Origin of the sequence: Listeria immobilis (assembly GCF_014322845.1) — a bacterium.
GTDB lineage: Bacteria > Bacillota > Bacilli > Lactobacillales > Listeriaceae > Listeria > Listeria immobilis.
In genome coordinates this window covers 184,055-197,706 of record NZ_JAASUA010000005.1, presented here as the reverse complement: position 1 = coordinate 197,706, position 13,652 = coordinate 184,055, and the positions used below count along the sequence as shown (strand labels likewise).

The window sequence follows — 13,652 nt, the reverse complement described above, 5'->3', positions numbered from 1 at the left end:
TCATTAGTCCATACTATTTTATCTATAAAGAAGCATTTGTGCAACTGTTTGAACTGATTATTTTTTTAATTTGACAGTTATTTCTGAATTATAAGGGTTTTACTAGAAAAATGTTTATTTCCTGTTCCTTTAAGAATATGATAAAATAAGACACGAACTGGGAAAGGACTGGAACGAAAATGGAACTTGTTTTTTTAGGAACTGGAGCAGGCGTACCGTCACGAGGCCGTAACGTCACATCCATTGCACTATCAATGCTAAATGAACGAAATGCAATTTGGTTATTTGACTGTGGGGAAGCGACTCAACATCAAATTTTACGAAGCCAAATAAAATTAAGCAAATTAGAATGTATCTTTATTACTCATATGCATGGTGACCATATTTTTGGTTTGCCAGGCTTACTTAGCAGTCGCTCATTTCAAGGTGGCGATACTGATTTAACCATTTATGGACCAGTAGGAATTAAAGCTTACGTAGAAACATCACTAAAATTAAGTGGTACAAGATTGACATATAAAATTATTTTTGAAGAGATTGAGCCAGGAATTATTTTTGAAGATAAGATGTTTTGTATTACTGCTGATGAATTAGATCATGGGCTGACTAGTTTTGGCTACCGTATTGTTGAAAAAGATAAGCAAGGCGCTCTGAATGCAGCCAAATTAAAAGCTGATGGGGTAGAAGCAGGTCCGATTTTCCAAAAATTAAAAAATGGCGAAGTAGTCACACTGCCTGATGGACGAGAAATTGATGGCAATAATTATATTGGTGAACCGCAAAAAGGGAAAATTATTAGTATTTTTGGCGATACAAGAGAAACAGCAAACGAATTAGCCTTAGCTAAAGACGCTGATATACTTGTTCATGAGGCGACATTTGAAGGCGATAAAGGGAAGATGGCCGCAGAATATATGCATTCTACAACTATTCAAGCAGCAGAACTTGCAAAAAAAGCAGGCGTTAAAAAATTAATTCTCACTCATATTAGCTCCAGATATGACCGTGAAGCAAGCAAGTCACTATTAATAGAAGCAAAATCTGTTTTTGAAAATACGGAGATAGCCTACGACTTAGCTGTTTTCCAAATAGGAGAGTGATAAAATGAATGCTTTTTTAAAGAATAAAACCGTATTAATTACAGGGGCTTCTAGTGGACTTGGTGCAGAAATTACAAGACAAATTGCCGCTTCAGGAGCAAATGTTATTATTACAGCGAGAAGCACAGAAAAATTAATCCATTTGCAAAAGGAAGTTACCACGAATTTTGCAGTTAATGCTGAATATTTTACGTTAGATATGACCGATTTTGAACAAATAAAACAAGTAAGTGAAAAAGTAAATCAAGCTTATAATGTGGATGTGCTAGTAAACTGTGCGGGATTTGGTTTATTTGAAAATGCAGTAGATATTCCATTTGAAACAGTTGAAAAAATGTTTGACACAAATGTTCTTGGATTAATTCAATTAACGCAATTACTTTTGCCAAAAATGCAAGCGCGTAAGTCTGGGCATATTATTAATATTGCGTCTCAAGCTGCTAAAATTGCAACACCAAAATCAACCGTTTATTCAGCAACAAAATATGCAGTTTTAGGATTCTCCAATGCACTTCGTTTAGAATTGAGCCCTCATAAAATCAACGTTACAACAATCAACCCGGGACCAATCGCGACGAATTTTTTTGATGTTGCGGATAAATCGGGTAACTATTTAGAAACGGTAGGAAAACTCGTATTAAAACCTGAAAAAGTAGCACGCAAAACAGTGCAAATTATGGGAACAAAACGTCGAGAAATTAACTTGCCGTTCGTAATGAATATTGCCACACGCTTATATCAAGTAATGCCTCAAGTCATTGAGTTTTTCGGAAAAGGTGCATTTTTAAAGAAATAATGCTAACTAAATAATTCGGACATGCTATACAAAGGAGTGAATGAGAGTGCCTCACTTAAAAGACTATACCATTGGCATTGAACGTGTTAAAAAACCAACTTCAGATATTTCACTAGGAACGAAAATTATTTTTGCTTTTTCTGGAAAAATAACCATTAAGATCGCCGAAGAAAAGTTTGATTTGGAAGAAGGCGACATCTTAGTTTTAGATCGTAACACATTTTATACTATTCAAGGTGATACGACTAATTTAATTATTAACTTAACAATTACCGACACATTTTTTGCTAATTATTATGAAGATTATTTCCAACATTCCTTTAAATTCTTCTCCAAGGATAGTGATCCCGGAAGAGAACGGGTTGTTGGGTCTTTACGAAAATCAGTTAGCGAGCTTCTAATTACCTCCGTGACAAAAAACCATTCTAGTAAACTTGAGGCACAAACTGCTTTGTTCCAAATTTTATTGCTATTGACACGGTTTTTTAAAAAAGAAATTCCGTCTTCTACTCGAAAAGAAGTCAATGATAAACGTATCTCTCGAATGATTAGGGAAGTAGAGGAACATTTTGATGAGGCGTTGTCACTTAGAGAATTTGCTCAAAAAGAATTTTTAAGTGAAGCTTATTTATCTCGGTATTTTAAAAAGACTACTGGACTTGGTTTTTTGCAATACTTAACAGAAGTTAGATTGAAACACGCATTGCAGAGCTTAATGTATTCAACAGAAAATATAACGGAAATTGCCCTGAAAAATGGTTTTTCGAGTCAGAAACATTTTTCGGAAGTGTTTAAATTCCATTTTAATATAACGCCGAGTGAATATAGAGCAAAGCATCATTCGGATTATAAGCAAACAGAAGAGCAAGCAGAAACACAAATTAGCAGTAGTATGGAACAAATAAAGCCAACATCAGAAATGTTAATTAAATTGGCAAGTCTTTATCAAGAAATGGAGCCTGGGGTTGCATTGAACGAGGCGCCATTTGAGAAAAAAACGATTAATGTGACGCATAACACACCTCGTAATTTATCCAATAATATTCATATTTTAACTATAGGTGAACTAAAAGAAGTATTAAAAGAAGAAGTGCAAAAGCAAATTATTACCACTCGTGATGAACTTGGCGTTAATTATATCGGAGTTAGGCACTTATTTGGCGGTTCTACTTTTTTGCCAGAAGCGGAAACAGATGAATTAGTTCCGACTTCCTCACCATATGCAAAAGCTGATTTAGCACTTACCTTCTTAAAGCAGCAAAATCTTCAATTATTTATTCGTTTAGAGTATCAAGATATTTCAAGAGATGAGCAAAATGTCTTTCAGCGTTTGGACCATTTTTTAAGACATTCCATTCAAATGTTTGGTAGAGAGTTTGTTTCAAAATGGCATTTTATGTTTTTTGAACCCAAATATACCTCAGCTAAAAAAGAAGATTTAAAGCGGCTTTATATAAAAGTACAAGAAACAATCAAATCGATACTTCCAGCAATTCAAGTGGGTAATTTTGTACCATTTTCTTTATCTAAAAATGCGGTTCCAAGTCAGCACAAATGGTTTTTAGATTTTCCAGATCAAATTGATTTTATTTCTTTTAATGCTAATCAAAATGAAGCAGTAGATTTTTCAAATGAAGATATTAAATCCTTTTTGATTTCTGAAGATTATTGTTTGGCTAAAACACTAAAACTTAAAGCATTTTTAAAACATCATCATATAAATAAGCCAATGATGTTAATTAATTGGAACACACTTACTGGGAATACCAGACATACAAATGGAACTTTTTTCCGCGGAGCATTAGTATTAAAAACAATGTTAGATTTGGCACCAGAAGTTAGTGCACTGGGATTTTGGATAAATACCGAACTGCATGAAGGGGATGATAGTCAGTTAAATATCAGCCTTGATGGACTGGAAATGTTTCACTTCTTCAATGGGAAGCGCCCGGCGTTTTATGCAGTTAAATTTTTAAAACGTCTGAAAGGGTTAGTTGTTGCTGAAGGGGAAGATTATATTATTACGAAACATGAAGATGGTTATCAGCTTATTTTAATGAATAGCGCAACGATTAATCCGCGTTATGCGGTAGAAGAGAAATTTTTAAAAGAAGAGCGCAAAGAAGTTCATATTCGAATGCAGGGACTAGAAGCAGGTGAATACCAAGTACGTAAATGGCAATTTGACCGTGATAATGGTGCGCTATACTCCAAATATTGGCAGCTAAATAGTAAACATGGCCTGGATAAAGAGATTTTGGACTATATAGTAGATGCCTCTCAACCCACTTTAACAGTAAGTGATGAAACTATTACAGAAGATTGGTCATTTTATGCGTATCTAGATATTAATGCGATTCATTTTTACGAATTTAGACATACGATATAAAAGTTCAGCTCAATTGAGTTGAACTTTTTTTATACCCTAAGCACCGAATTTTTGACATCCCGTTAATGGAAATAAAAAAGAAAAAATAATCAAGCCAAAAGTAAGCAAAAAAACAAACTTCTTTTAGCCGTTTTTTTCTTATAATAAGTATGCAACGATAAATACTCGTGTTCTGGCCAGCGCGAGTATATTAAATGGAGGTTTAGACATTGAAAGAAAAATTATTCCAAAAATTAGATGAAAAACAAAATCGCATGATCGAAATTCGTCGTTATTTACATGAACATCCTGAACTTTCTTTCCAAGAGGAAGATACAGCAAAATATGTTGCCGATTTTTATAAAGATATGGACTGTGATGTTCGCACTCATGTAGGTGGCAATGGTGTTGTTGTAACAATTGATTCAGGAAAACCAGGTAAAACACTTGCCATTCGTGCTGACTTTGATGCTTTGCCAATTCAAGAAGAAACTGGATTACCTTTTGCTTCACAAAATCCAGGTGTGATGCATGCTTGTGGTCATGATGGACATACAGCTTATATGCTAATTTTAGGAGAAACACTGATTGAAATGAAAGATGAGCTAACAGGGAAAATTGTTATTTTGCACCAACATGCAGAAGAAACTCCTCCAGGTGGCGCAATTCAAATGATTGGTGATGGAGCGCTTGATGGCGTTGATAATGTACTTGGAATTCACGTTATGTCCACAATGAAAACTGGGGAAGTATATTATCGTGAAGGAGCTATTCAAACAGGTCGTTCTTACTTTAAATTAAAAGTTCAAGGACAAGGCGGACATGGTTCTTCACCACATTTAGCTAACGATGCGATTGTAGCAGCAAGTGAATTTGTTGTAGCTGTTCAAACAATTATTAGTCGTCGCTTAAATCCATTTGATGTAGGTTCTATTACAATCGGTTCTTTTGATGGAAAAGGTAGTTTTAATGTAATTAAAGATGCTGTTGAACTTGAAGGCGATGTTCGCTCTATGTCAGAAGAAACACGTAATACAATCGAAAAAGAAGTAAAACGTATTGCTAGCGGACTTGAAGCAATGTTTGGTGTTACTTGTGAACTGGAATACAAAAATGATTATCCAGTATTAAACAATGATGTCGCTTTAACTGAATTTGTTGTTGAATCACTAAAAGATGCAGCAATTCCAGAAGTAACTGATATCGTTCGTTGTGAACCACAACCACCATCCGAAGACTTTGCTTATTATGCCCAAGAACGTCCAAGCGTATTTTTCTATGTTGGAGCTATGCCAGCAGATGGCCATGCCTACCCGCATCATCATCCAAAATTCGACATTAATGAAGATGCATTACTAATTGCCTCAAAAGCAATGGGTGCTTGTGTCTTAGATTACCTAAAAGGAGAGAATAAATAATGGCAACAACAGAATATAAAGGTACAAATAAACTTATCGTGGGGATTGTATTTGGTGTTATTACATTTTGGCTGTTTGCACAATCAATGGTTAATATCGTACCAGCAGTTCAAGATGATCTTGGAATTTCATCAAGTTTACTCAGTGTCGCTATTAGTTTAACTGCACTATTTTCCGGTATTTTCATCGTAGTAGCTGGTGGATTAGCGGATAAATTTGGTCGTATGAAATTAACATATATCGGTCTTATTCTTAGTATTATCGGTTCACTACTACTTGTTATTACACAAGGTGCAACATTATTAATTATTGGTCGTATTATTCAAGGGCTTTCTGCTGCATGTATTATGCCTGCAACATTAGCACTTATGAAAACTTATTTTGACGGAGCAGACAGACAAAGAGCATTAAGCTATTGGTCAATCGGATCATGGGGCGGCTCTGGTATTTGTTCGTTTGCTGGTGGCGCAATTGCTACTTATATGGGATGGCGTTGGATTTTTATCTTCTCTATCGTATTCGCACTTCTAGGTATGTTATTAATTAAAGGCACACCAGAAAGCAAAGTTGTTCAAACAACAAAAGCAAAATTTGACTCTTTAGGACTTGTTCTTTTCGTTATTGCAATGGTTTGTTTAAATCTTATTATTACTCGTGGTTCTAGTTTCGGTTGGACTAGCCCAACAACTATTATTATGTTAGTTGTATTCCTTTTATCTGCTGGGATCTTCTTCCGTGTAGAACTTCGCCAAGCAAATGGCTTTATTGATTTCTCTTTATTCAATAATAAAGCTTATACAGGCGCAACATTGTCTAACTTTTTATTAAATGCTGCAGCTGGAACATTAGTTGTTGCTAACACATATGTTCAAGTTGGTCGTGGCTTTACTGCTTTCCAATCTGGAATGTTATCAATCGGTTACTTGGTTTGCGTATTAGGTATGATTCGTGTCGGTGAAAAAATATTACAACGTGTTGGTGCTCGTAAACCAATGATTCTTGGTTCTGCTATTACAGCTGTTGGTATTGCGCTAATGGCACTTACTTTCATTCCAGGTGTTCTTTATACAGTATTAGTATTTATCGGTTTTGCATTATTTGGAGTTGGTTTGGGTATGTATGCAACACCTTCCACAGATACTGCAATCTCAAACGCACCAGAAGATAAAGTTGGCGTAGCTTCAGGTATTTACAAAATGGCTAGTTCTCTAGGTGGTTCATTCGGCGTAGCTATTTCAGCAACAATTTATGGAGTACTTACAATTGCAGGCGATGTTAATTTAGCAGCAATGATTGGACTATTAACTAACGTGGCTTTCTGTGTAGTATCTCTTATCTCTGTTGTTGTCACTACACCAAAAGCGAAAAAAACGGCACCACTTAAAGCTGCAAAAGAATAAGGAGGCTGTAGTATGCGTACGCAATTAATGAAAATGCTTGATGAACGTAAAGATGAAATTATTCAAATTAGACGTCATTTACATGAGAATCCAGAACTATCTTTTCATGAAGCAGAAACGGCAAAATACATCCAAGATTTTTACAAAGGGAAAGATGTAGAAATTGCAACGGAAGTCGGAAATGGTCATGCAATTGTTGTTACCATCAAAGGTGGAAAACCAGGGAAAACAATTGGATTACGAGCTGATTTTGATGCGCTTCCAGTAACGGAAGAAACGGGTCTGCCGTTTAAATCTAAAAATGAAGGAGTTATGCATGCTTGTGGACATGATGGACATACAGCATACTTACTTGTTTTGGCAGATTGCTTAATTTCCTTAAAAGAAGACATTCCCGGAACAATAAAAATCATACATCAACATGCAGAAGAAACACCACCAGGCGGAGCAAAAAGTGTTGTTGAATCAGGTGTTTTAGATGATCTAGATCAAATATTCGGCATTCATGTCTTTCCTTTTGGAGAGTCTGGCGAAGTTCTTTACCATAGTGGGTATTCCATGGCTGGTCGCACCTATTTTAAATTGAAGATTCAAGGTGTTGGCGGACACGGTTCTTCCCCACATATGGCAAATGACGCAATTGTAGCAAGTGCTTATTTTGTCACGGCTGTTCAAACAATTATTAGTCGTCGCTTAAATCCATTTGATACTGGTGTTGTTACGATTGGTTCTTTTGACGGAAAAGGAAGCTTTAACGTTATTAAAGATGCTGTAGAGCTTGAAGGCGATGTTCGCTATATGAACACAGAAAATCGGGATAAAATAGATGCAGAAATCCACCGAATCGTTGCTGGTATTGAAGCAATGTTTGGTGTGACGACAGAATTAACTTACACAAATGATTACCCACCACTTTACAATGATCCAAAAGTAACAGAACAAGTGGTAGCTGGTTTGCAAAAAGGTGTCGGAGAATATTTAACTGCTGTTTCTGAATATGATATGCTTTCTGGTTCAGAAGATTTCGCGTATTATTTAGAAAAAATCCCAGGAGTATTTTTCTACATTGGCGCAAAACCAAAAACAACAGAATCTGCCTACTTTAATCACCATCCAAAATTTGATATTGATGAAGATGCATTATTAGTTGCTGCAAAATCTGTCGCTGAAGTAGTATTAGATTACTATCATTTAGACTAACGATAGTTTTGAAAAGAGCATAATCAGAGAATAAAATCTGGTTATGCTCTTCTTTTATTTTAAAAAGAAAGCGTTATAAGTTATATTAATTATGTGTACTAAAAAAATTACTGGAAAGTTAAAAAGATTTTATAATAAAATATTTTTAGGAACATGCAACTATTCAAAATACAAAAGGGGTTAACTCAAATGAATCAGGTAAAGGAAAAACGTTCGCTAATGGTTTTACTTGTGCTATTTTTAGGCTACACCAGTGTGTATGTTGATAAGTATACTATTGGTATTTCTCTGGTATCAGTTTCTCAGGATTTAGGTTTTGATCCTAGTCAGAAAGGGCTAATTTTAAGTGCATTCTTTTTGGGGTACACGATTTTCCAAATTCCAATGGGGTATTTAAACAATAAGATTGGAGCGCGACCAGTACTTGGTATATCAATTATTATTGTAGGGCTTTTCCTAGCAATCTTTGGATTCGGCTACTCTTTACTTTTTTTAGTAGTTGTACGTTTTTTATCAGGGGCTCTAGGTCATGCTGGATATCCGCCATCGATTAGTAACTATATCTCGCTAAACATTCCGTTAAATAAACGTGGCTTTGCTCAGTCCGCGATGCTTGCTTCATCAGGATTTGCAGCATTTATTGGTCCATTATTAATAGCACCTTTGCTACTCTCAATGGGATGGAGAAACACGTATTATGTCATGGGAGCCATGGTAGTATTAATTGGTTTATTGATTTTAGCAGTTGTTCCAAAATCTAGCAACACAGAAGCAGAAAGTCAAAAAACAAAAATAAAAGTACCGTTTTCTGAGCTTTTGAAAGATAAACAGCTTTGGATTTTACTACTATCTTCTCTATTTATCAATGCGGCAAATTATGGCTTAACAAGTTGGCTAGCTTCATATTTGAACGAAGCAAGAGGTCTTGCCATTAGCCAAGTTAGTTATATTAGTTCTTTAGCAGGTATTTGTATTTTAATTGCAGGTATTCTTGGTGGTTACTTTATTAGTCGCTTTTTTGAAGGAAAAGAAAAAATAGTGATTTTTATTTTCTGCTTGTTAGGCGCATTTTCCGTCTATGGAGTGTATTTATTTGATCAGTTAGCACTTTCTGTTATTTGTTTGTGCTTATGTAATATTTTCCTAATTATGGCCTTTACAACATTGATGGGGTTACCACACAAATTATTTAAACAAAGTCATATCGCAACAAAATATGCGGCAATTAATTCTGGTGGAGTCTTAGGTGGCTTTTTTGCACCAATGATTATTGGCGATTTAGTTGATGCTACCAATTCTTATCAATCTGCCTTCTTATTCTTAGCGGCAACTTTAGTAATTTCAGGAGTAATTGTATTAGCCATTAAAAAACGCCAAATAGAAATTCAATAATAAAGGTAAATCCGGTTTTACAAGTAAGGAAAAATAATATACTTTTTTCGCATTACGTTCATAGTTTTTTCAAACTTTCTTGTTAAACTAGGCTGTAATGTGAAAGGAGTTTCCTTATGTCAATTAAATTAAAACGAAAAATCCCAAAAATTATATGCATCACAGGTTTCATTCTAGTGCTTTTTCTCGCTACTGGACTTGGCTACTTTTTCTACCAGAATAAATCAGAAACTTCTAAGCAAAATTACTATATGCTAGATACAGAGCTTGTTGATGAACAAACAAAAATAGAAAAACAGCTAAAAAAAGATAGTGAAGGTAGTACACTGGAAAATCCCTTTATAAAGTTAAATCCATATGGAACAAGCCCGCTAACAGCTATGCTTCTTTTTAATACAGAGGAAAAAATGAAAATAACTGTGGAGGTGGAAGGGGAAAATGCTGCCACTACTATTCAGTCAGAGGTCAATTCAGACTATACGACTCAACATGAAATAGCTGTTTTAGGGCTTTATCCGAATAAGGCAAATCAAGTGAAAATCACGGCTGTAACACAAACCGGGAAAAAAACGGAAAAAACTATTACAATCCAAACGAATAAGCTACCTGACGAGATGCCAAAAATAGATGTCACCACGAGTGATACTACACAAATGGAACAAACGGGTAATCAACTAACTTTTATAACACCAAGTACTAAATATGCCTATGGTGTAGATTCAAATGGTGATGTACGCTGGTATTCGACAAAATACAATAGTCATGTTTTTAAAGAACTTGAAAATGGACATTTATTGTATTTAACAAAGTATGACAATGCGGATGATACATATTCACTGCTTTTAGAAACTGATTATTTAGGGAAAATATATCATGCGTATTCAATGACCACAGAAGCTGAAAGTGAACAATCAGGTTCTTCCTCCAAGTCCGCAATTCATCATGATGCAATAGAATTACCCTCAGGAAACTTACTTTTAACAATAAATGATGATACTAAATACATGGAAGATACAATGATTGAAATTGATCGTCAAACTGGGGAAGTCATAAAAGAAATTGATTTAAAGGATATTTTACCGGAAAAATTTTACAAAAATTATAAAGCTCGTTCTGATGGGAAAGTAGATTGGTTCCATCAAAACGCCATTTGGTATGACGAGAGTGATGATAGCATTGTTATTTCCAGTCGAAATCAAGACACTGTAATGAAACTCGATTACGAAACAACGGCAATCAAATGGATTCTTTCTGATAAAACAGGTTGGCCAGATGCTTATAAAAAATATTTACTTGATTCAACTGGGACAGATTTTAAATACCCCGCAGGTCAACACGCAGTAGAAATTTTACCTGACCAAGACGATAATTCAACAACAGTAGATATTTTGCTCTATGATAATAATGTAGTCGTTACACGAGGAGACAAAGAAGCATCTGGTCAATATAGTGAAGCCGTGCAGTATCGTATCAATGAGAAAACGAAAAAAGTTGAAATAGTCTTTTCTTATGGAGAATCGTTGGGTGAAGCATATTGGACAGAAATTGTTGGTGGATCGCGATATATGGAGACAACAGGTAATTATTTGATTAACTTTGGTCATCGTAAGGATGGAAAAGAAAGTAGCATAATAGAAGTAAACCAAAAAGGAACTGTTGTTTTCAAAATGAACCTCACCGATTTCCCAACATCAGCTTGGGCATATCGTGCAGAAAGATTTAGTTTATATCCGGCAAGCTATACGTTTAAATTAACGCAAGATGAATAATGCGCTGATTAGAAAAACATTCTACCAAGTTAATGGTTAGAGTGTTTTTCTATGTAAAGAAACCTCACTAAACACTGCTTGAAGTAAGCCTTAAAAAGTTAAAAAACAAAGATTTTATACTTGTAATTAATAAAGAATACGTTTATAATTACAATAAGAACGCTTGTTCGTTTTTGCTAGAAAGAGGTGCAGTTATGGATACAAGTAGAAAAATTATTCATATTGATATGGACGCTTTTTATGCATCTGTAGAACAACGCGATCATCCAGAGTTTCGTGGAAAGCCACTAATTATTGGTGGTGATCCAAACAAACGAGGCGTAGTATCCACTTGTTCTTATGAAGCACGAAAATTCGGAGTACATTCTGCTATGCCTACTCGACAAGCAGTAAAACTTTGCCCTAATGGTATTTTCATTCATGGCAATATGAAGCATTATGTCGAAGTTTCAAGTCAAATTCGAGAAATATTTTCCAGATACACAGATATTATTGAGCCGTTATCACTGGATGAGGCTTATCTTGACGTAACTGAAAATAAAAAAGGAATAAAATCCGCTACACTTATAGCTCAAGATATTCAACGAACAATTTATCGTGAATTAGGATTAACAGCATCAGCAGGCGTTTCATTTAATAAATTTATTGCTAAAATCGCATCCGACTATCAAAAACCTGCAGGAATTACGGTCGTTTCTCCTAGTGAGGCAGAAGCTTTTTTAGAAAAAATTCCTGTAACTAAATTTTATGGAGTTGGTAAAGTTACAGCAGAAAAACTTCATCGGTTAGGCATTGAAACAGGTTTCGACTTGAAACAATGGAGTGAATGGGACTTAATCCGTGAGTTGCATAAGCAAGGCTATCATTTGTATCGTCACGTTCGAGGACGTTCTAATAATGTTGTAAATCCGCATCGTGACCGAAAATCTGTAGGAAAAGAAACAACTTTTGAATTTAATGTTTTAGATGAACGCATTTTAGAACAAAATTTAATGATTTTTGCTAAAAAAGTAGAAGAAAGACTGATGAAACTACAAAAGCATGGTAAAACGGTAGTACTAAAATTACGATATAGTGATTTTACAACCATAACAAAACGATTAACTTTAAATGAATATATTCAAGACGCCCAGCAAATTTATCAAACAGCAGCATTACTACTTAGAGAAAGCTATACTGGCAAAGAAAGCATTCGTTTGATCGGTCTAACCGTAACGAATCTCAAGCCAGTTTACTTCGAGAACTTACGCTTGGAAGGGCTATAAAACAGAGAAGTGAAGCAGTCACTTTTCTGTTTTTTTATTTAATACATTATAATCTTTAAAAAAATATTGACTAATTCATCATGATGTTATACACTGAAACCAACGAAAGGTTATAATGTTTATTGAAAATTTTATTATGAATGTTATAATGAATCAAAAGACAACCTTTCGAGAGGAATGAAACTTATATGAAAAAATTAAACAAATCAGCTTCTACACCGCTTTACGTACAATTAAAAAATGAACTTCAAGAAAAAATCGAACAAGATATGTCTGTAGGAGATTTACTTTTAACAGAAACAGAAATTGAAAAGATGTATCAAGTTAGTAGAATGACCGTTCGAAAAGCGATAGAAGAACTAGTAAATGAAGGAATCGTAAATAAACAACAGGGAAAAGGGACCTTTGTAAGCCAAACGAAGACCACGCAAGGGCTTGGAAGGATTTTTAGTTGGTCAGAAGAAATGAAGATACAACATAAAGAATCTAAAACAATTAGTACAGAAATTTCGATTGTGCCACCTTCTAAGAAAATTCGTGCTGCATTACAACTAGATAAAAATGAGCAAGTGGTATGCATTCGACGTGTACGAGAAATTGACGGAGAACCAGTTGCCATCATGATTAATTATCTGCGCGCGAAATATGTTCCTGGTCTAATTGAAACAGGATTAAGATCTGATTCTCTCTACTATGATTTGGAAAAAATTTACAATATAAGTTTAGTACATGCAGATGAAATTATTACTGCAAGATTATCTAACCCAATCGAATCTGCTTTGCTAGTAATTCCGGAAGATTCCGCTGTTTTACATGTTCGACGTACTTCCTATATGAAAGGGAACATCCCAACTGAAGTTGTTGATATGGTAGCACGTGGAGATCGTTATCAATATTTAGCCGAACTTGAAGGTCGTACAAAAAAACATATTATTTAATAAAGG

10 protein-coding genes are annotated in these 13,652 nt (G+C 34.9%); all 10 read left to right on the top strand.

What is annotated here, in order from left to right:
• Positions 1-179: 179 nt before the first annotated feature.
• On the top strand, positions 180-1,100 hold the full coding sequence (rnz, locus tag HCJ45_RS08705) for a ribonuclease Z (protein ID WP_185395476.1): 921 nt from the start codon (positions 180-182) through the stop codon (positions 1,098-1,100).
• A 4-nt stretch (positions 1,101-1,104) separates the two neighbouring features.
• Entirely contained in the window at positions 1,105-1,896 is a 792-nt protein-coding gene (locus tag HCJ45_RS08700) for an SDR family NAD(P)-dependent oxidoreductase (RefSeq protein ID WP_185395475.1), read from the top strand.
• 46 nt (positions 1,897-1,942) lie between these two features.
• Positions 1,943-4,285, top strand: coding sequence for a helix-turn-helix domain-containing protein (locus tag HCJ45_RS08695; RefSeq protein WP_185395474.1), 2,343 nt, complete (start codon positions 1,943-1,945; stop codon positions 4,283-4,285).
• A 254-nt stretch (positions 4,286-4,539) separates the two neighbouring features.
• Positions 4,540-5,682, top strand: a complete 1,143-nt coding sequence (locus HCJ45_RS08690) for a M20 family metallopeptidase (RefSeq protein WP_185345467.1) — start codon at positions 4,540-4,542, stop codon at positions 5,680-5,682.
• Entirely contained in the window at positions 5,682-7,082 is a 1,401-nt protein-coding gene (locus HCJ45_RS08685; protein WP_185395473.1) for an MFS transporter, read from the top strand. The genes HCJ45_RS08690 and HCJ45_RS08685 overlap by 1 nt, the downstream gene beginning before the upstream one ends.
• Before the next feature lie 12 nt (positions 7,083-7,094).
• Complete coding sequence (locus HCJ45_RS08680) at positions 7,095-8,282, top strand: amidohydrolase (RefSeq protein WP_185395472.1); 1,188 nt, start codon at positions 7,095-7,097, stop codon at positions 8,280-8,282.
• Between the two features lie 189 nt (positions 8,283-8,471).
• On the top strand, positions 8,472-9,674 hold the full coding sequence (locus HCJ45_RS08675) for an MFS transporter (protein WP_185395471.1): 1,203 nt from the start codon (positions 8,472-8,474) through the stop codon (positions 9,672-9,674).
• Between the two features lie 116 nt (positions 9,675-9,790).
• Positions 9,791-11,443 (top strand): aryl-sulfate sulfotransferase, encoded by a 1,653-nt coding sequence (locus HCJ45_RS08670; protein WP_187124540.1) that lies wholly within the window; start codon positions 9,791-9,793, stop codon positions 11,441-11,443.
• Between the two features lie 194 nt (positions 11,444-11,637).
• Positions 11,638-12,708, top strand: coding sequence for a DNA polymerase IV (dinB, locus tag HCJ45_RS08665; RefSeq protein ID WP_187124539.1), 1,071 nt, complete (start codon positions 11,638-11,640; stop codon positions 12,706-12,708).
• Positions 12,709-12,896: 188 nt separating this feature from the next.
• Entirely contained in the window at positions 12,897-13,646 is a 750-nt protein-coding gene (locus tag HCJ45_RS08660; protein ID WP_187124538.1) for a GntR family transcriptional regulator, read from the top strand.
• The last annotated feature ends 6 nt before the right edge of the window (positions 13,647-13,652 follow it).